Annotated in this window: 18 protein-coding genes; 5 read left to right on the top strand and 13 right to left on the bottom strand. The window is 61.0% G+C overall.

Features of this window, described 5'->3' with window-relative positions:
- Positions 1-4 precede the first annotated feature (4 nt).
- A complete protein-coding gene (locus tag M8997_RS10135; protein WP_250017113.1) occupies positions 5-1,189 on the bottom strand; it encodes an acetyl-CoA C-acetyltransferase in 1,185 nt (394 codons plus the stop codon).
- A 253-nt stretch (positions 1,190-1,442) separates the two neighbouring features.
- Here M8997_RS10135 and phaR point away from each other — a divergent pair, with 253 nt between their 5' ends.
- Together phaR and M8997_RS10125 are read left to right on the top strand one after the other, a co-directional pair.
- Positions 1,443-2,069, top strand: coding sequence for a polyhydroxyalkanoate synthesis repressor PhaR (gene phaR / locus M8997_RS10130; protein WP_250017111.1), 627 nt, complete (start codon positions 1,443-1,445; stop codon positions 2,067-2,069).
- Positions 2,070-2,087: 18 nt separating this feature from the next.
- Complete coding sequence (locus M8997_RS10125) at positions 2,088-2,369, top strand: cupin domain-containing protein (protein ID WP_250017109.1); 282 nt, start codon at positions 2,088-2,090, stop codon at positions 2,367-2,369.
- Here M8997_RS10125 and M8997_RS10120 read toward each other — a convergent pair whose 3' ends face one another.
- The 3 genes from M8997_RS10120 to mtgA all read right to left on the bottom strand — a co-directional run bounded on the left by M8997_RS10120 (position 2,370) and on the right by mtgA (position 3,859).
- Positions 2,370-2,774 (bottom strand): hypothetical protein, encoded by a 405-nt coding sequence (locus M8997_RS10120; RefSeq protein WP_250017107.1) that lies wholly within the window; start codon positions 2,772-2,774, stop codon positions 2,370-2,372.
- Between the two features lie 80 nt (positions 2,775-2,854).
- Positions 2,855-3,037, bottom strand: coding sequence for a 50S ribosomal protein L32 (gene rpmF / locus M8997_RS10115; RefSeq protein ID WP_008121851.1), 183 nt, complete (start codon positions 3,035-3,037; stop codon positions 2,855-2,857).
- 162 nt (positions 3,038-3,199) lie between these two features.
- Positions 3,200-3,859 carry a monofunctional biosynthetic peptidoglycan transglycosylase gene (gene mtgA / locus M8997_RS10110; RefSeq protein ID WP_250017210.1) on the bottom strand — a complete coding sequence of 220 codons (660 nt, stop codon included), beginning with the start codon at positions 3,857-3,859 and terminating at the stop codon, positions 3,200-3,202.
- A gap of 234 nt (positions 3,860-4,093) precedes the next feature.
- Here mtgA and M8997_RS10105 point away from each other — a divergent pair, with 234 nt between their 5' ends.
- Positions 4,094-5,011: a polyprenyl synthetase family protein gene (locus M8997_RS10105; protein WP_250017105.1), complete on the top strand. Its 918-nt coding sequence runs from the start codon at positions 4,094-4,096 to the stop codon at positions 5,009-5,011.
- A gap of 9 nt (positions 5,012-5,020) precedes the next feature.
- Here the strand turns inward: M8997_RS10105 and ispG are convergent, their stop codons facing one another.
- On the bottom strand, positions 5,021-6,271 hold the full coding sequence (gene ispG / locus M8997_RS10100; RefSeq protein ID WP_250017103.1) for a flavodoxin-dependent (E)-4-hydroxy-3-methylbut-2-enyl-diphosphate synthase: 1,251 nt from the start codon (positions 6,269-6,271) through the stop codon (positions 5,021-5,023).
- A 186-nt stretch (positions 6,272-6,457) separates the two neighbouring features.
- On the opposite strand from ispG, the gene M8997_RS10095 reads away from it, so the two are divergent.
- Together M8997_RS10095 and M8997_RS10090 are read left to right on the top strand one after the other, a co-directional pair.
- Positions 6,458-7,237, top strand: a complete 780-nt coding sequence (locus M8997_RS10095) for a 3-hydroxybutyrate dehydrogenase (protein ID WP_250017101.1) — start codon at positions 6,458-6,460, stop codon at positions 7,235-7,237.
- Positions 7,237-8,349, top strand: coding sequence for a patatin-like phospholipase family protein (locus M8997_RS10090; RefSeq protein ID WP_250017099.1), 1,113 nt, complete (start codon positions 7,237-7,239; stop codon positions 8,347-8,349). The genes M8997_RS10095 and M8997_RS10090 overlap by 1 nt, the downstream gene beginning before the upstream one ends.
- Here M8997_RS10090 and M8997_RS10085 read toward each other — a convergent pair.
- From M8997_RS10085 to M8997_RS10050, 8 genes are all read right to left on the bottom strand, one after another.
- Positions 8,338-9,531 carry an MFS transporter gene (locus tag M8997_RS10085; RefSeq protein WP_250017097.1) on the bottom strand — a complete coding sequence of 398 codons (1,194 nt, stop codon included), beginning with the start codon at positions 9,529-9,531 and terminating at the stop codon, positions 8,338-8,340. The two genes, M8997_RS10090 and M8997_RS10085, sit on opposite strands and share 12 nt — an antisense overlap.
- Positions 9,532-9,680: 149 nt before the next feature.
- Positions 9,681-13,139 (bottom strand): pyruvate carboxylase, encoded by a 3,459-nt coding sequence (gene pyc, locus M8997_RS10080; protein ID WP_250017095.1) that lies wholly within the window; start codon positions 13,137-13,139, stop codon positions 9,681-9,683.
- Positions 13,140-13,290: 151 nt separating this feature from the next.
- Complete coding sequence (locus tag M8997_RS10075; RefSeq protein ID WP_250017093.1) at positions 13,291-14,409, bottom strand: branched-chain amino acid ABC transporter substrate-binding protein; 1,119 nt, start codon at positions 14,407-14,409, stop codon at positions 13,291-13,293.
- 125 nt (positions 14,410-14,534) lie between these two features.
- The gene (locus M8997_RS10070) at positions 14,535-14,888 is read right to left on the bottom strand and encodes a DUF6867 family protein (protein WP_250017082.1); all 354 of its coding nucleotides are present in this window, start codon (positions 14,886-14,888) and stop codon (positions 14,535-14,537) included.
- Positions 14,889-14,907: 19 nt separating this feature from the next.
- Entirely contained in the window at positions 14,908-15,639 is a 732-nt protein-coding gene (locus tag M8997_RS10065; RefSeq protein WP_250017080.1) for an ABC transporter ATP-binding protein, read from the bottom strand.
- Entirely contained in the window at positions 15,639-17,054 is a 1,416-nt protein-coding gene (locus M8997_RS10060) for an ATP-binding cassette domain-containing protein (RefSeq protein WP_250017078.1), read from the bottom strand. Before M8997_RS10060 ends, M8997_RS10065 begins: the two co-directional genes overlap by 1 nt.
- Positions 17,054-18,451, bottom strand: a complete 1,398-nt coding sequence (gene livM / locus M8997_RS10055) for a high-affinity branched-chain amino acid ABC transporter permease LivM (protein ID WP_250017076.1) — start codon at positions 18,449-18,451, stop codon at positions 17,054-17,056. The genes M8997_RS10060 and livM overlap by 1 nt, the downstream gene beginning before the upstream one ends.
- A gap of 4 nt (positions 18,452-18,455) precedes the next feature.
- Complete coding sequence (locus tag M8997_RS10050; protein ID WP_250017074.1) at positions 18,456-19,364, bottom strand: branched-chain amino acid ABC transporter permease; 909 nt, start codon at positions 19,362-19,364, stop codon at positions 18,456-18,458.
- Positions 19,365-19,481 lie beyond the last annotated feature (117 nt).

The following is a 19,481-nucleotide window of genomic DNA, read 5'->3' as shown; positions in this document are numbered from 1 at the left end:
GGCGTCAATCCTTGACGCGTTCCACGCACAGGGCGACGCCCATGCCGCCGCCGATGCAGAGCGTTGCGAGCCCCTTGCTGCCATTGCGGCGCTTCAGTTCGAAAAGAAGCGTGTTCAAAACACGCGCCCCGGACGCACCGATCGGGTGGCCGATCGCGATCGCACCGCCATTGACGTTGACGATGTCCGTGTTGAAGCCGAGGTCCTTGTTGACCGCGCAGGCCTGGGCGGCAAAGGCTTCGTTCGCCTCGACGAGATCGAGATCCTCGACCTTCCAGCCGGCCTTCTCCAGCGCCTTGCGCGACGCCGGTATCGGTCCGGTTCCCATGATCGCCGGATCGACGCCCGCCGTCGCCCATGACACGATGCGGGCCAGCGGTTTCACGCCGCGGCGGCTCGCTTCCTCCTCGCTCATCAGCACCACCGCCGCGGCGCCGTCATTGAGGCCGGAGGCGTTGCCGGCGGTCACCGTGCCTTCCTTGTCGAAAGCGGGCCGCAGCTTGGTGAGCGAGTCCAGCGTGGCGCCATGGCGGATATATTCGTCCTCGCTCACGACCACATCGCCCTTGCGCGTCTTGATGGTCACCGGGACGATCTCGTCCTTGAAACGGCCGGCCTTCTGCGCGGCCTCCGCCTTGTTCTGCGAAGCGAGCGCGAAATTATCCTGCTCCTCACGCGTTAACTGCCATTTGCGCGCGATATTCTCCGCCGTTATGCCCATGTGATAGCCGTGGAATGCGTCCGTCAGGCCATCCTTGATCATGGTGTCGATCATCTTGTAATCGCCCATCTTCACGCCCGCCCGCAGATGCGCGCAATGCGGGGCCATGGACATGGATTCCTGCCCGCCCGCCACGATGATCCCCGCGTCGCCCGTGGCGATCTGCTGCATTCCGATGGCCACGGCGCGCAAGCCCGAACCGCAGAGCTGGTTCAACCCCCAGGCCGTCTTTTCCTGCGGAATGCCGGCTTCCATGGCCGCCTGCCGGGCGGGATTCTGGCCTTCGCCGGCGCTGAGCACCTGGCCCATGATGACTTCGTCCACGTCGGCGGCGTCCACGCCCGCACGTGCCAGCACCTCCTTGATCACCGCCGCTCCCAGTTCATGTGCAGGGACATTGGCAAAGGCGCCGTTGAACGAGCCGACCGGCGTGCGGGCCGCGCTTGCTATGACGATGGACTGGGTCATTGGAAATTCCTCATTTCTGAAAGCAGGATGCACAGTTGGATGACAGAATTCCCTTCCCCACGCCGTTTGACAAGGGCCCCTGCGATGCTTTGTGGCGATTTATCCGCGCTGCGGCGCAGCATAATCGGGTTGCATGAAGTTGAATGCACTGCACAAATCACTTTGATTTGCGCGGCTTTGCACCTATCCTTCCTTATCTGTCCGTGGGACCTGCGGAACAATGTCGGCATGGGAGCGAGTGGGGAGCGAAGTAATGGCAGGAAAAACCGGCGAAATCATCATCAAGAAATACGCCAATCGAAGACTCTACAATACCGGCACGAGTACCTATGTAACGCTGGAAGACCTGGCCGGCATGGTCAAGCGCAATGAGGATTTTACCGTTCAGGATGCCAAGACCGGCGAGGACATCACCCATTCGGTGCTGACGCAGATCATATTCGAGCTGGAGAACAAGGAGGGCCAGAACATGCTGCCCATCCCGTTCCTGCGCCAGCTCATCGCCTATTATGGCGACCAGATGCAGGTCGTGCTGCCGACATTCCTCGAACAGTCCATGTCCGCCTTCGCCAGGGAGCAGGAGCGCATGCGCGAGCAACTGACCGCCGCCTTCGGCAAGACGCCGATGGACATGATGCCGATGGACATGATGAATGTGAGCGCGCCGATGAAGCTCGTCGAGGAGCAGGTACGGCGCAATACGGAGCTCTTCCAGCAGGCGATGCAGATGTTCGCGCCCTTCGGACTGAACAAAACGCCGGGCGGGGCACAGGCTCCGGCCGAGGCCGCCACGGACAAGGCTTCCGACTCGAGCGGGCTGGACGAACTGAAGGAACAGATCGCCGCCATGCAGCGCAAGCTCGACTCCCTCGACAAATAAGCGTCAGGAAAAGGCATCATGAGCGGTTCGGCCAAGGCCACGGTCTTCATCGACAATGAGAAGGTGATCGTCACCGAGTACAGATTTGCCGCCGGCGACAATACCGGCTGGCACCGGCATGAGCGGGATTATGTCGTGGTCCCCCTCATGGACGGCCGGGTAAAGCTGGTGACGAGCGCCGGAGAGAATATTGCCGAGATGAAGAAGGGCGTGCCCTATTTCCGCAGCGAGGGCGTCGAGCATGATGTCGTCAACGCCAATGAAGGCGAATACGCCTTCATCGAGATCGAGCTGAAATAGTCAGCGGAAATTGACGTCGCGTCCGGCGGAGCGCAGCGAGACGGCGAAGCCGGCCAGTATGTCGAAGAATGCCATCACCAGCAGGATGAAGAACAGCGCGTGCGACGCGGCGGGAACGAGCAGGAACTCCACCAGGAACGCGACGAAGACGAAGGTGGACAGAAGATGGTCGATCACCGAGGCATTGCTGGTGCGCGTCGATTTCATGATTTCGAAGAACAGCAGCGCCAGCGACAGCACGATCATCAGATCGCCGAGCGTCATGGTCCAGATGCCGCCCGATAGCATCGGCGTCGAATAGAGTTCCATAGCCCAGGGATCGGGGCCGCTCACACCTGCGAAACCGCCAATCACCAGATTGAAGACGATGAGTGGCACTACCATAAGGGGTATGTTCGAAACCATGCGCGTTCTCCCTCAATGCTCCCGCCAAAAAGAAAGACCGGCGCGAGGCCGGTCCTTCTAGCATGAAAGAACAGGAAGAATCAGCCTTCTTTCGGCGTCAGCACCTGACGGCCGCGATACATGCCGGTCTTCAGATCGACATGGTGCGGGCGGCGCAGTTCGCCGGAGTTCTTGTCTTCCACATAGGTCGGGGCCTTGAGGGCGTCAGCCGAGCGGCGCATGCCGCGCTTCGACGGCGAAGTCTTTCGTTTAGGTACAGCCATTGTTCAGCTCCAGTAACTCAGTCAAAATCCGGCACTGGCCCGATTGAGCCTGTCACAATGGACAAAATTCCGGAAAGTTCGGCTGGGCTATACACCGCTTGAGGGCTTTTGACCAGATGCGAGTCGTATTTTTTGCAAGCTGGCGCGCAGGTGGCCCTGCCATCAGCTCACGCAGCCGACATATGCCCCCGCACCGCGCGCTCGGCGTTCATTGACGCGGGCCAGCGTCTGCAGCCCGCGCCCGGGCTTTGCCGGGTTCCTGATCTTCGGATTTGGCAGCGTCACCGCGAGATAGGCTGCCTGCCTGGAGGAGAGCCTGGCGGCGCTGGTGCGAAAATGGTGCCGGGCGGCAGCTTCTATTCCATATATTCCAGGACCCCATTCCGCGATGTTGAGATAGATCTCCATCAGGCGCCGCTTGGGCAGCATGAGGTCGGTCATGACCGCAAGCGGTATCTCCAGCCCCTTGCGGATGAAGGATCGTCCGTTCCACAGGAACAGGTTCTTCGCGGTCTGCATGGGTATGGTGGAGGCTCCGCGCGTCTGCTCCCCGTCGATCGTATCCGAGACCACGGAGTTCAGCGCATCCCAGTCGATACCGGCATGGGAGCAGAATTTCGCATCTTCGGACATCATGACGGAATTCACCAGCACCGGCGAGATTTCGTCGAGCGAGACCCATTGCCGCTCATAGCCGGAAAAGGTGGCGAGGTCCTTGACCATCAGCGTCGATATCGGGTGGACGAACGGCAGCCGGTAGAGCATGAGCAGGACGATCGGCAATATCGCCAGGACGATGGCGGTCAGGATCAGATAGCGCATGACGCGCCCGAATGGCGAACGCCCGGGGTCCACAAGATAACCCCTGCCTCGCTTGTTTCTGACCAGAACTCTTGCCACGCCCACCTTCCATCTAACGCCCTGCATGGGACATAGAGCAAACCGGGCGGGAATGGAATTCTTTCTCGACACTCTGCGACTTTCGTGGCGGATATTTTTTGCGTCCGAACCGAGCTCCCCCATTGACCGGCGCAGCGTTTATTGATCATTGGCGGCATGACCGAAGAACACACTGCTCTCTTTCAGCTCAGCTTGCAGCAGCACGCTCTTGCCGTCGAAACGCTTCTGAACGAGGTTCTTTCCGACAGGACGCGCAGCGGGGAAATCTACCGTCCGGCCCGCCTCATGGCTGCCATGCGGCATGGCGTGCTCAATGGCGGCAAGCGCCTTCGGCCCTTCCTCGTCATGGAGAGCGCCGCTTTGCTGGGTGGAGACGCCATGGCTGCATTGCGCGTGGCCGCGGCCCTCGAATGCGTCCACAGCTACTCGCTGATCCATGACGACCTGCCGGCGATGGACAATGACGATCTCCGGCGCGGCCAACCGACTGTGCACCGCAAATTCGACGAGGCGGCGGCCATCCTTGCCGGCGACAGCCTGCTCACCTATGCGTTCGAACTGATCGCCAGCGACGAGACGGAATTGCCGGCGAAAGCACGACTGACCCTGGTGCATGAACTGGCCCGTGCAGCGGGCGTCGGCGGCATGACCGGCGGACAGGCGCTCGATCTCGAAGCCGAGACCGTCAAGCCTGACGAGCAGGGCATCATCCGGCTGCAGGCGATGAAGACCGGCGCGCTCATCCGCTTCGCCTGCGACGCCGGCGCGATCATCGCGGGAGCCTCCGATAGCGACCGCCAGCGCCTTGCCGAATATGGCTCGGCCATCGGCCTCGCCTTCCAGCTCGCCGACGATCTGCTCGACGTGACGGCCAATGCCGGGCAATTGGGCAAGGCCGTCGGCAAGGACGCAGCCGCGGGCAAGGCGACGCTGGTCTCGGTCCACGGCATCGAATGGACGCGCCGGCAACTCGCCGGGCTGGTCGATCAGGCGCAGGAGCTGCTGTCGCCCTTCGCTGATAAGGCCGGCCTGCTCAACGCCGCCGCCAGCTTCATCGCGGAGAGGGAAAACTGAGAGGACGGCTCATTCCGCCGCCTGTGCGCCCCGCCCAAAACGGTTTTCGATATAGTCCGCCACCATCTTCTGGAATTCGGTGGCAATGCCGGCGCCGCGCAGCGTCGCGACCTTCCGCCCATCGATGAAGACCGGGGCGGAAGGCGTTTCGCCCGTGCCGGGAAGAGATATGCCGATATCGGCCATCTTGGATTCGCCCGGTCCATTGACGATGCAGCCCATCACCGCCACGTTCAGCGCCTCGACGCCGGGGTATTTTTCGCGCCAGACCGGCATGTTCTTGCGGATGTCGCTCTGGATCGACTGGGCGAGTTCCTGGAATACGGTCGAGGTCGTCCGCCCGCATCCGGGGCAGGCGGCGACGATCGGAATGAACTGCCGGAAGCCCATCGTCTGCAGCAATTCCTGTGCGACCTGGACCTCGCGCGTCCTGTCACCGCCGGGTTCCGGCGTCAGCGAGATGCGAATAGTGTCGCCGATGCCCTGTTGCAGCAGGATTCCCATGGCCGCGGACGAAGCCACGATGCCCTTGGTGCCCATTCCGGCTTCCGTGAGCCCGAGATGCAACGCGTGGTCGCATCGCCTGGCAAGTTCGGCATAGACGGCGATCAGGTCCTGCACCTGGCTGACTTTCGCGGAAAGTATGATCTTCGAGCGCGCCAGGCCGATCTCCTCGGCAAGCTGGGCCGAGATCAGCGCCGACTGGACAATCGCCTCGCGCGTAACGGCGGCAGCCGTCAGGGGCGAGCCCGCGGCACTGTTCCGGTCCATCAGGCTTGTCAGCAGCTCCTGGTCGAGCGATCCCCAATTGACGCCGATACGCACCGGTTTGTCGTAGCGGATCGCCATTTCGATGATCGCGCCGAACTGGGCGTCCTTCTTGTCCTTGAACCCGACATTGCCCGGATTGATACGGTATTTCGCCAAAGCCTCGGCACAATCCGGATTATCGGCGAGGAGCTTGTGGCCGATATAGTGGAAATCGCCGACGAGAGGCACGTCAAGCCCGAGCCGGTCCAGCCTGTCGCGTATGCGCGGCACCGCCCTGGCGGATTCGTCCCTGTCCACGGTGATGCGGACGATCTGAGAACCCGCGCGCGACAACGCCGCCACCTGCGCCACCGTGCCGTCAATATCGGCCGTGTCCGTATTGGTCATGGACTGCACCACGACCGGTGCACCGCCGCCGACCATCACACCGCCGACATCAACGCCGACCGAGCTGCGCCGGGCAAAGGGGTGTGGGTGATATTCTGTCATCATCGAGCTCCAGAGATGCAGATCAGGTGGCGCAGCCATGGCCATTTGTCAACACTGCGCTTGCACCCGCCCTCGGCACGAGGTGCGGAATCATCGCCGGATTTGCACCGCCCTAGCATTTTTGCTGCAACGCAATATATTTAGACTATCCTAACAGGCAATGTCGCCGAACAAGAAAGAAATATCATGGGCAGGAAGACAGCTATCGTTACGGGTTCGAATTCTGGCATCGGGCTGGGCGCCGCCGAGGCGTTGGCCGCTGCCGGCTATAATGTGGTGGTCAACTCATTCACCGACCGGCCGGAGGACCACGCCCTGGCCCAGCAGATCGCCGAAAGGCACTCGACCGGCGTCGCCTATATCAAGGCCGACATGTCGAACGGGGCCGAGTGCCGCTCGCTGATCGACAAGGCCGTGGCTGCATTCGGATCCGCCGATGTGCTGGTCAACAATGCCGGCATCCAGTTCGTCGCACCTGTCGACGAGTTCCCGGCGGAAAAATGGGACGCCATCATCGCGATCAATCTCACATCGGCCTTCCACACCACCGCTGCCGTGCTGCCGCATATGAAGAAGGCCGGATGGGGACGCATCATCAATATCGCCTCGGCCCATGGCCTCAGGGCTTCCCCGTTCAAATCCGCCTATGTTGCCGCCAAGCACGGCATTGTCGGCTTCACCAAGACCGTGGCGCTGGAAACGGCTGAAAAGCACATTACCAGCAATGCCATATGTCCCGGCTATGTGCTGACCCCGCTGGTCGAGGCGCAAATTCCCGATCAGATGAAGGCCCATGGCATGGATCGCGAGACGGTCATCCGCGAGGTCATGCTCGACAAGCAGGCGACAAAGGAATTCGCCACCGTCGAGCAGATCGGCGCGACAGTGGTGTTTCTTGCCAGCGATGCCGCGGCCCAGATCACCGGCACGACGATCTCGGTCGATGGCGGCTGGACGGCAGCCTGATGAAGACGACCAAGAAGATCAATGTCGCCCTGCAGGGCGGGGGCTCGCACGGCGCTTTCAGCTGGGGCGTGCTGGACCGTATCCTGGAGGACGACCGGCTCACCATCGAAGGCATATCCGGAACCAGCGCCGGCGCAATGAACGCCGTTGCCATGGCCGATGGCTGGTCCAGGAACGGCGCCGATGGCGCACGCGCCAAGCTCTACGAGTTCTGGCGGGCGGTCGGCCGGACAGGCCGTTTCAGCCCGGTCCAGCGGGCGCCATGGGATGTGTTCTTCGGCAATTGGTCCGTCGAGAACGGCATAGGCTACAATCTCTTCGAGATGGTTTCCCGCATGCTGTCGCCCTACGAATATAACCCCTTCAACATCAATCCATTGCGCGACCTGGTCGAACGCGAGATCGATTTCGAGCGGGTCAAGTCCTGCTCGGCGCTCAAGCTCTTCATTTCGGCGACCAATGTCGAGACAGGCCGCTTGCGGGTGTTCTCGCAGTCCGAGCTCAACGCAGACGTGGTCATGGCTTCCGCCTGCCTCCCCTATATCTTCCAGGCGGTGGAGATCGATGGCCAGCCCTATTGGGATGGCGGCTATGGCGGCAATCCGGCGCTGTTTCCGTTCTTCTATTCCAGCGCAAGCGAGGATGTTCTGCTCATCCAGATCAACCCGATCGAACGGGCCGGAACGCCGAAAACCGCGCGGGAAATCAGCGATCGCATCGACGAAATCACGTTCAATGCCGCGCTTCTTCGCGAATTCCGCTCCATTGCATTCATAAATTCGCTGATCAAGGCGGGGCGGATCGAGCATGGCGAATACAGGAATATCCGCATGCACCGGATCGACGCCGATGAGGCTTTCAAGGGGCTGTCGGCGTCGTCAAAGGTGAATGCCGAATGGGCATTCCTCGAATATCTGCGTGACCTCGGCCGCGCCGCCGCCGAGGATTGGCTGGAAGAGAATTACGACGCCATCGGCCAGACCGCGACGCTCGACCTTTCCGACGAACTGGCGCCCGAGATGAATATCGGCCTGCGACAGTCGCGGCCGGGCCGCCGCGTCACCGATTTCCTCACCCGGCGCGCAAAGCCGGCGGTCGCATCACGGCGCTAGTCCGGACTGGGAAGTCTCGTCTACCGGGCGGTCTGCCGTCGCCGCTAGCCTTGCCATGATGGCGACAATGACGAGCAGGCCGGCCAGAACCATATAAATCGGTCCGAAGCCGGTCTTGCCGCCGACGAAACCGATCGCCGATGGGGCGACGAGGATGCCGGAATAGCCCATCAGCGTCACCATGCTGAGCGCGACACCGGACGAGGTCCCCGGCTGGTTGCCGGCGGCGGAAAAAGCAATCGGCACCATATTTGCGATACCGAGGCCGGAGAAAGCGAAGGCCAGTACGGCGATCCAATCGGTCGAAGCAAAGCTGGCGCCGAAAAGGCCCACCGCACCGATCAAAGCGGAGGCGCGCAGCGTCCTTACGGCGCCGAAACGATTGCGTACGCCATCGCCGAGGAACCGCATCACCGCCATCGTGCCGGAGAAGGCGGCAAAGGCAAAGCCGGCGGTTGCTATGTCGGCGCCCCGCTCCTGCTGCAGGTACAGCGCGGCCCAATCGAGAACAGAACCCTCCGGCACCATGGAGAAAAGCGCCATCAGGCCGAGCAGGTAGATCAGCGGATTGGATGGGAATGCCAATTTCTGGCGTTCATGAACGACCGGCTTGGTTTCGGTGATCATGTGGCGAAACGCCAGCAGGCCGATGGCAGCGGCGATGAGCGTCGCCACGATCGCATGGACGAGATAACCCTGCGCTTCGATCAGCAGGCCGCCGAGGCCGCCGCCGGCAAAGCCGCCAAGGCTCCAGAAACCGTGCGAAGACGACATGACGGCCCGGGAAAGCCGCTTCTCCACCTCGACGGCGTTGGCATTCATCGCCACATCCATACCGCCGATGACCGCGCCGAAGAAGAACAGCGCCGGCACGGCGATTGCCGGATTGGGTGCAAGAACGACAAGCAGCAATGAGAAGCTGCACAGCGCCGCGAAGGCAAGGACGACGCTGCGCGATCCGAAACGGCCGATCAGATAGCCGCACCAGGGCATCGAGCACAAAGCTCCAATGCCGAAAACGAGGATGAGCAGTCCAAGTACGAACTCGCTTATCTGAAGGCGCGTCATGAAGACCGGGATTTGCGGCGCCCAGCTGCCAATGAGAAAGCCGTTGAAGAAAAACGCGGAGGCGACAGCCCACCGCCCGTAAACGGCACGTTTCTGATAGACCGAGGCATCCATGATTACTGCTTCACCGTTCGACAGGAGGATTCCTGCACCCTTAAATCGGTTGAAGGCGAAGTCAATTCACTCTTTTTGATCTTCTCATACGCAATTTGACATGGATTGCCCGGGTCCGGCGTGGCCGTGACCCGGTTCCAAATCCACGCCTATTCGTAGATTATGAGCAGATCCTTGGCATCGATCTGGTCCCCTGACTTCACCAGGACTTCGCCGACAACGCCATCGCGTTCGGCGCGCAGGGCCGTTTCCATCTTCATCGCCTCGATCGAGAGCAGGACGTCGCCGGCATTCACCTTCTGCCCGGCAGAGATGCCGACCGTCGAAATGATGCCCGGCATCGGCGCACCCACATGCTTGTCATTGGCGAGTTCCGCCTTGCGGCGCACCCCGGCGCCGCCGGCCGCGCGGGTGCGGTCCGGCACCTTCACCCGCCTTGGCTGTCCGTTCATCTCGAAAAAGACCGTGCACATGCCTTTTTCATCCGCCTCGCCGACTGCCTGGTTGCGCACGACGAGCGTCTTGCCCTTCTCGAGGTCCAGAAACACTTCCTCTTCCTGGGCAAGGCCGTAGAAATAGACATGCGTCGGCAATACGCTGGTCGGCCCGTAGGTATTGTGGGTGACGGCGAAATCCGTATAGACCTTCGGATACATGAGATAGGAAGCGAATTCCTGGTCGCTGATCTTCCGCTCCAGCTTTTCCTCGATCTCCTTGCGCTCGGCATCAAGATCGGCCGGCGCCAGCAGCGAACCCGGCCGCTCGGTGAACGGCTTCTCGTCCTTCAGCACCTTCTTCTGGATATCCTTCGGCCATCCCTTCGGCGGCTGGCCCAGATCGCCGCGCATCATGGACACGACGGAATCCGGAAACGCGATGTCCTTTTCCGGGTTCTTCACATCCGCCACGGTCAGGTCCTGGCTGACCATCATCAGCGCCATGTCGCCCACGACCTTCGACGAAGGCGTGACCTTGACGATGTCCCCGAACATCTGGTTCACATCGGCATAGGCCTGCGCGACCTCGTGCCAGCGCGTTTCGAGCCCAAGCGAGCGCGCCTGTTCCTTCAGATTGGTAAACTGCCCGCCCGGCATCTCGTGGAGGTAGACCTCCGATGCCGGTCCCTTCAGATCGCTCTCGAAGGCGGCATATTGGGTGCGAACGGCTTCCCAATAGAACGAAATCCGGCGGATCCACTCTGTGTCGAGGCCGGGATCGCGTTCCGTCCCCTTCAGCGCCTCGACGATGGAGCCAAGGCAAGGCTGCGAGGTATTGCCGGACAGGGCATCCATGGCGGCGTCGACCACATCCACCCCCGCATCGACGGCGGCCAGTACCGTCGCAGCGGCGATACCCGAAGTATCGTGCGTGTGGAAATGCAGCGGCAGGTCCGTCGCTTCGCGCAAGGCCTTGAACAACAGGGTCGCCGCGCCGGGCTTCAACAGGCCGGCCATATCCTTCACCGCGATGATGTGCGCGCCGGCCTTCTCCACTTCCTTGGCGAGGCCGACATAATATTTGAGGTCGTATTTCGGGCGGGCGGAATTCAATAGGTCGCCGGTATAGCAGATCGCCGCCTCGCAGAGCTTGTTCTCCTCAAGCACAGCATCCATGCTGACCCGCATGTTCTCCACCCAGTTCAGGCTGTCGAATACCCGGAACACATCGATGCCGCCGCGCGCCGCCTGCTGGACGAAATATTTCACCACATTGTCGGGATAACTCTTGTAGCCGACGCCATTGGCGCCGCGAAGCAGCATCTGCAGCAGGATGTTTGGCGCCTGCTCGCGGATGGCGGCCAGCCTCTCCCAGGGATCTTCCGTCAGAAACCGCATGGCCACGTCGAATGTAGCGCCGCCCCAGCACTCGAGCGAGAACAGCTGCGGAAGCGCCCGCGCATAGGTGCCGGCGATACGTGAGACATCATAGGTGCGCATGCGCGTCGCCAGCAGCGACTGGTGGCCGTCACGCATCGTCGTATCCGTTACGAACACCTGCTTTTCGTTACGTAACCATTCCGCGAACTTCTTCGGACCCAAAGCATCAAGCCGCTGCCTGGTGCCGTCCGGTATGGAGGTTTCGACGAAAGGAACCCGTGGCAGGGCGGCTTCCTTCGGCGGCTTGGCCCTGCCCTTGGTCTCGGGATGGCCGTTGACCGTAACGTCGGCCAGATAGGTCAGCAGCTTCGTTGCCCGATCCTGGCGCTTGACCTGCTCGAACAGCTCCGGCGTCGTGTCGATGAACTTGGTCGTATAGGAATTGTCGGTAAATTTCGGATGCGTAATGATCGCTTCGAGGAAGGTGAGGTTGGTGGCGACGCCGCGGATGCGGAACTCCCGCAGCGCACGGTGCATACGGTGGATGGTCTCTTCCGCCGTCGGCGACCATGCGGTGATCTTCTCCAGCAGCGGATCATAATAGCGGGTGATGACCGCGCCAGAATAGGCAGTGCCGCCGTCGAGCCGGATGCCGAAGCCGGTCGCGCCGCGATAGGCTGTGATGCGGCCATAATCCGGAATGAAGTTCTGCTCGGGATCTTCCGTGGTGATGCGGCATTGCAGGGCGTGGCCGTTGAGCTTGATATCCTTCTGCGCGGGAACGCCGGATTCGGGCGTTCCGATCGCTGCACCCTCCAGGATGCGGATCTGCGCCTTGACGATATCGATGCCGGTCACTTCCTCCGTTACGGTATGCTCGACCTGGATACGCGGATTGACCTCGATGAAATAGAACTGGCCGGTATCGGCATCCATGAGGAATTCGATCGTTCCGGCGCCGATATATTGCGTCTCATTGGCGATTTTCAGCCCGTAGGCCGCGAGTTCCGCCCGCTGCGATTCCGTCAGATAAGGCGCGGGAGCACGCTCCACCACCTTCTGATTGCGCCGCTGGATCGAGCAGTCGCGCTCGAACAGATGGACCGCATTTCCATGGGTATCGCCGAGAACCTGCACCTCGACATGCCGCGCCCGCTCGACCAGCTTTTCGAGATAGACCTCGTCCTTGCCGAACGCCGCCTTGGCCTCGCGCTTGCCTTCGGTGACTTCCCGGGCAATGTCGTCCGGCTTGAAGATTGCGCGCATGCCGCGCCCGCCGCCGCCCCATGAGGCCTTGAGCATGACCGGATAGCCGATCTTTTCGGCGAGTTCCTTCACCGCGTCCATGTCGTCGGGAAGCGGGTCGGTCGCCGGAACGACGGGAACGCCAATCTCGATTGCCAGGTTGCGCGCCGCGACCTTGTTTCCGAGCCGCCGCATGGTTTCGGGCTTCGGCCCGATGAAGATCACGCCGGCCGCAGCACAGGCTTCGGCGAATTCCGGGCTCTCGGAAAGCAGCCCGTAACCCGGATGGATCGCATCCGCACCGGAGAGCTTTGCCACCCGGATGATCTCCTCGATCGAGAGATAGCTCTCGATCGGCCCCATATCCTTCGTCAGATGCGGTCCCCGTCCAACCTGGTAGGATTCGTCCGCCTTGAAGCGGTGCAAGGCGAGCTTGTCCTCTTCAGCCCAGATGGCAACGGTTTTCATGCCGAGCTCATTGGCGGCGCGGAAAACCCGGATGGCGATTTCGGAACGATTGGCAACGAGAATTTTCTTGATGGGCAAAACGGAACTCCGGGGCGCAATGATATAAGGCAGACGGCAATGGCGCCGACACTATGTTGCAGTGCAAACAAACTATATTGAGGAAATCGAATTTTCCAATAGCAAAATGCCCGGCGCAATGGCCGGGCATTTTTAAGTGGCAGGATGAAAATTACATCTGCTGCTGGTAGGAGAACTTGCCGTCGGCGTCCTTCTTCCACTCATACATGACGTAGCCCGGTAGCTTGGGATCGCCCTTCTCGTCGAAGGCGAGGTCGCCCAGAACGGTCTTGAACGGGCCGCTTTCCTTCATCGCCTTTCCGACAGCCTCAGGGTCATTGGACTTGGCTGCGGTTGCAGCGGCAGCGATGACCTGTGCGGCAGCATAGGAGTAGAGCGTGTAGGCTTCCGGCTCGAAGCCCTGGGCGCGGAACTTCTCGACCAGCTCCTTGTTGGCCGGGTTCTTGCTGGGGTCGGGACCGAACGTGTTGAGCGTGCCTTCCACTGCGTCGCCGGCGATCGAGGCGAGTTCGTTGGAAACGATGCCGTCACCGGAGATGAAGGTGACCTTGAGGCCCTGATCGGCCAACTGGCGGATGATCAGGCCGGCTTCGGTGTGCAGGCCGCCCCAGTAGAGAACGGTAACGCCGGCCTGTTTTGCCTTGGCGATAAGGGCGGAGAAGTCCTTGTCGCCGACGTTCACGCCCTCGTAGAGAGCCTCGGTGACGCCCTTGGAATTCAAGGTCTTCTTGGTTTCGTCAGCCAGGCCTTGGCCATAAGGCGTCTTGTCGTGGACGACGGCGATCTTCGCGTCCTTGAACTTCTCGGCGATGTAGCCGCCGGCGACGATGCCCTGCTGGTCATCGCGGCCGCATGTGCGGAACGTGTTCCACAGGCCGCGTTCCGTGAACACCGGATTGGTTGCGGCAGGCGTTACCTCCAGGATGCCGTTTTCGGCATAGACTTCCGACGCCGGGATGGAAACGCCCGAGTTGAAGTGGCCGATGACGAACTTCACACCGTCCGCGACGAATTTGTTGGCGACCGAGATGCCCTGCTTCGGGTCGGAAACGTCGTCGCCAAGTGTGATCTTGACCTGCTCGCCATTGATGCCGCCGGCTGCATTGATCTCGGCGATCGCTGCTTCCGCGCCCTTCTGTATCTGTGCGCCGAATGCTGCGTTCGGACCCGTCAGCGGAGCGCCGACCGCGATCAGAAGGTCAGCATAGGCCTGACCGCTCAGGGCGAGCATCGCAGCAAGCGCTACGCCTGAGAACAGTGACTTCTTCATTTGAAAACTCCCATTTTCCTAGCTATTTGCCAAACCCCTCGCGATGGTTCCGCATCGCTTGAAGATTACATTTGCCGATTTCCCGGCCGTTGTCACGCTGATTCATTTCGCACCAGCGAGATAGATCAAGCTCCTGTTTTTTCTCTCCATCCGAATGGAGAAGTTTTCTCGTAGAGCCAATGATACTGGCGAACCATCTGGTTCGTGCGGGTATAGCGATAGCCGAGTGTTCCGATGATCAGGAGCACGATCGTATCGACTATGTAATAGTGCAGCGTGAGCATGGTGCCGCCGAAGAGGGCGAAATGGATGAACCGCACGCCGACGCCCAGCAGCAGCATGTAGAACAGCAGGATGGGAAGCGGCCGCCATGTCTTGGCACAGGCGCGTCCCGCCATCCACGCGGCCCAGCCGCCCATGATGCAGGTAACGAGGATGAACAGCCAGATGGAGGGTTCTTCGTACAAAATGCCTTGCATGGCTTTCTCCTTGCGGCTTCTAGTGGCGTCCGCCTTCGAGGTAGGCTGCACGAACTTCCGGATTGGCGAGGAGGTCCTTGCTGGAACCGCTCATCGTGACAATTCCATTGACCATGACATATCCCCGATCCGCCAGTTTCAATGCGCCGAATGCGTTCTGCTCCACGAGGAACACGGTGAGCCCGGTACTCTTGTTCAGTTCCTTGATCGCCTCGAAAATATGCTTGATGATGAGCGGCGCAAGGCCGAGCGAGGGTTCGTCGAGCAGGAGCAGCCGCGGCCGCGCCATCAGCGCCCGCCCTATCGCCAGCATCTGCTGCTCGCCGCCGGACAATGTGCCGCCGCGCTGGTTGATACGCTCCTTGAGCCGCGGGAACAGATCGAAGACCATGCGCACGTCCTCGTCATAATATTCCATCTTGTCGAGGCCGGCACCCATCTGCAGGTTTTCCTGCACCGTCATGCGCGGGAAAATGCGCCTTCCTTCGGGCGACTGCGCGATACGCAGCCTGGCGATCTCATGCGCCGGCAGCTGCGTGATGTCCTTGCCGTCGAAGACAATGCGGCCGGTACGCGCGCGCGGCATGCCGAATATGGTCATCATGAGGGTCGACTTGCCGGCGCCGTTCGCGCCGATGAGCGTGACGATCTCGCCGGGATCGGCGTGGACGCTCACGCCGCTCAGGGCGCGGATATTGCCGTAATAGGTCTCGACGTTCTCAACGCTGAGAAGGGCTTTTTCCTGTGACATTATTTAGCCCCCCCAGTCTTTTTCCCCGCTGGCTTCGCGTTCCCCGCTGGCTTCGCACTGGCCGCTTTGGCGAGCTTCTTGGCCTGACCGATCCAGTCCTCGCGGGCTATGCGCCCGTCAAATGCCAGATAGGCTTCGGCGGCGACGATGTCCGCCTTCTTCCAGGCTGCGATCTGGTCGAAATGATAGATGCCGTGTTCGTTGAGCTTGCGCTCATTGACCGGCCCGATGCCCTTTATGTCGATCAGGCGATCCGGCACGCCGCCGCGCGGCGCGGCGATCGCGTTCGATGTCGCGCCTTTCTTGACCGGTTCCGCAGCGCCGGATGATGGCTTCGCCGGCGCCTTGGCGGTCGAAGGCCGCTTCGCCGCAGGCTTTGCCGCGGATTTGACTGCCGGTTTTGCCGCCCGCTGTGCCGAGGAAGGGCTCGTTGGCTTCAATGGCGCCACCGGTCCCGTCGCAACGAGTTCGACCGGCGCGACATCGGCTTTCGTCTCTTCGAGCTCATGGATGGCGTCGGTCGACAGAAGGTCCACGGCGGCCGTGATGTCGTCGGCACCGGCCGCTTCGGCCTGTTCGATCAGCTCTTCCATCTCCTCGTCTTCGACGCCGAGATAGGCGGCGATGACCTTCGGGTCGTTCTTGACCATCTCGGGCGTGCCGTCGGCGATCTTCGTGCCGTATTCGAGGACGACGACATGATCCGAAATCTCCATGACCACCGACATGTCGTGCTCGATGAGAAGGATCGATGTTCCGGTCTCGTCACGAATGTCGAGCAGCAGCTTGTTCAGCTCGGCGGACTCGCGGGCATTGAGGCCGGCAGCGGGCTCGTCGAGGCAAAGCAACTCCGGCTCCGTGCACATGGCGCGGGCGATTTCCAGCCGGCGCTGGGCGCCATAGGGCAGGTCACCGGCGGGATCGTCGGCACGATCGACAAGATTGATCTTTTCGAGCCAGAACCTTGCCTTCTCGATCGCCTGCGCCGCAGCCGCCTTGTAGGTCGGCAGGCCGAGCAAGCCGAGAATGGTGAAGCCCGACGACAGCATCAGCGCATTGTGCTGGGCGACAAGCAGGTTTTCCAGGACGGTCAATCCCGAAAACAGGCGGATGTTCTGGAAGGTACGGGCGACCTTCGCCTTCTTGGTGATGACGAAATCGCTCATGCGTTCGAGCAGGAACTGTTCGCCGCCCTGGCGCGTCAGCGTCAGCATGCCTTCGGTCGGCTTGTAGAAGCCGGTGATACAGTTGAACACCGTCGTCTTGCCGGCGCCGTTCGGCCCGATCAGCGCCGTGATGGCGCCGCGCTTCGCCTCGAAATTGAGGCTGTTGACCGCGACAAGGCCACCGAATTTCATCGACAGGCGTTCGACACGCAGTATGGGACCGCTATTGACTTGAACTTCAGACACCATCAGCCGTGCCCTTCTTTCGTAAATTCGCTCGAAACCATCTTGCGTTTGTGCAGGAACGCGCTCGGTTCTCGATTGCCGACGAAGCCGCGCGGCTTCCACACCATCACCACGATCATCGCGAGACCGAAGAGCAGCATGCGGTAAAGCTCGGGCGTGAAATCATTGCCGAATATGCGCTTCAGGAATTCAAGTTCACGCAGCAGCTCCGTGCCGCCGATCATTACCGCAGCGGCGACAGCGATGCCGACCAGCGAACCCATGCCGCCAAGGACGACGATGGCCAGGATGATGGCGGATTCGAGGAAGACGAAGCTTTCCGGGCTGACGAAGCCCTGGCGGGCTGCGAAGAACGACCCCGCAAAACCGCCGAACATGGCGCCGGTGGCAAAGGCGGTCAGCTTTGTGGTGGTCGTGTTGATGCCGAGCGAGCGGCAGGCGATCTCGTCTTCGCGCAATGCTTCCCAGGCGCGTCCGATCGGCATGCGCCGCAGCCGGATCGTGACCCAGGCGGTCAGCAGCGCAAGCAGAAGGATCAGGTAATAGAGGAATATCTTGTAGTAGACGCCGGACATCGGCAATCCGAAGGTCTTGGCGAAACCGCCGTCGCCGGCAGTGAAGGGGATGCCGAACAGCGTTGCCTTGGCGATGCCGGAGATGCCGAACGTGCCCTTGGTAACCACCGTCCAGTTGATCAGCACGAGACGGATGATCTCGCCGAACGCCAGCGTGACGATGGCAAGATAGTCGCCGCGCAGGCGCAGCACGGGGAAACCGAGCATGATGCCCCACAAGGCCGCGAATATGCCGGCCATCGGCAGAAGCAGCCAGAAGGACAGGCCGAACTGGGCCGAAAGCAGCGCATAGGAATAGGCGCCGACGGCGTAGAAGGCCACGTAGCCGAGATCCAGCAGGCCGGCGAGGCCGACGACGATGTTCAACCCCCAGGCCAGCATCACATAGATCAGTATCTGGATGCCGAAATTGTCGACATATTTCAGCGAACCCTGCAGCCCTCCCATCCAGGAGCCATTATAGGCGGCAAGGACGCCGATCACGACAAAGGGATAGAGAAACAGCAGCAGCAGGCCGATCTTCGGGAAGTATTTCCGTATGCTGGACGGCTCCCTGACAGCCGCAACGCGCTTCGTCCTGCTGCGGGCAGCAAACCATGGCGTGATATAGGCAGTCAGCAGGAAACGGCCGACAGCGGCGATGAGGACGAAGATGGCGAGGAGACCCCATCTCTGCGTCAGCACCAGCTCGTTGCGGATGTTCTGGTCGGTCCTGAAGCCGACGATGAGAAGGAAGAGCCCGAGGGCAAGCGCACCGGCGACGAAGCCCTCCTTGATCGCCTTGGCGAATACGGGGCTCCGACCTGAAACTTGAGTATCGGCCATGCGCTTAAACCTTTTCGACTTCAGGCCGGCCAAGAATGCCGGACGGCAGGAAGATGAGCACGATCGCGAGAATGGAGAAGGCTGCAACGTCCTTGTAGTCGATCGAGAAATATGCCGACCACAGCGCCTCGATCAGGCCGATCAGCAATCCGCCTATGACCGCGCCGGGCAGGGAGCCGATACCGCCCAGAACAGCCGCCGTGAACGCCTTGACACCGGGCGTGAAGCCGTCCGTGAACGAGATGACGCCGTAGAACATCAGGTAAAGCGTACCGGCGACGGCGGCGAGCATGGCGCCCATGACAAAGGTCATGGAGATTGTCTTGTCGACGTCGACACCGAGCAATGCCGCCATCTTGCGGTCCTGCTCGCAGGAGCGCTGCGCGCGTCCGAGCGTGGTCTTGTTGACCAGGTACCAGAAGGCCGCCAGCAGCACTGCCGTGACGATGATGATCACCATCTGCTTGTAGGCGATGCTGATGCTGGTGCCGGGAATGATGATGCCGCCATTGACCAGCGGGGGGATCGGCTTGTTGCGCGGGCCCTGCGTGACCTGGACGAAGTTCGAAAGCGCGATCGACATGCCGATGGCAGTGATGAGCGGCGCCAGCCGGAACGATCCGCGCAACGGCCTGTAGGCCAGCCGCTCGATGGTCCAGCTCCACAGGCCCGTCAGCAGCATTGCCACGATCATCATCAGCAGCAGCGCTATGACGACCGGCACACCGCCGAGGAATGTGACAAGAGCAAGAAAAACGATCATGGCCATGAAGGCGCCCAGCATGAAAACGTCGCCATGCGCGAAGTTGATCATGCCGATAATGCCGTAAACCATCGTGTAACCAATGGCGATCAGGCCGTAGATGGAACCAAGCGTCAACCCATTGATCGATTGCTGGATGAAATACTCCATTGCAACGATACCCCTCGTTTTATTGGGAAATTCTTATTCGGATTTTCTTATCCGATTTGTCTTTTGCCCCACGCGATACACCTACCCTTTGCGCTAAAGAAAGCAACTCATTTTTTG

The sequence above is a fragment of the Phyllobacterium sp. 21LDTY02-6 genome (assembly GCF_023554255.2).
GTDB lineage: Bacteria > Pseudomonadota > Alphaproteobacteria > Rhizobiales > Rhizobiaceae > Phyllobacterium.
This window is presented reverse-complemented; position numbering and strand designations above follow the sequence as displayed.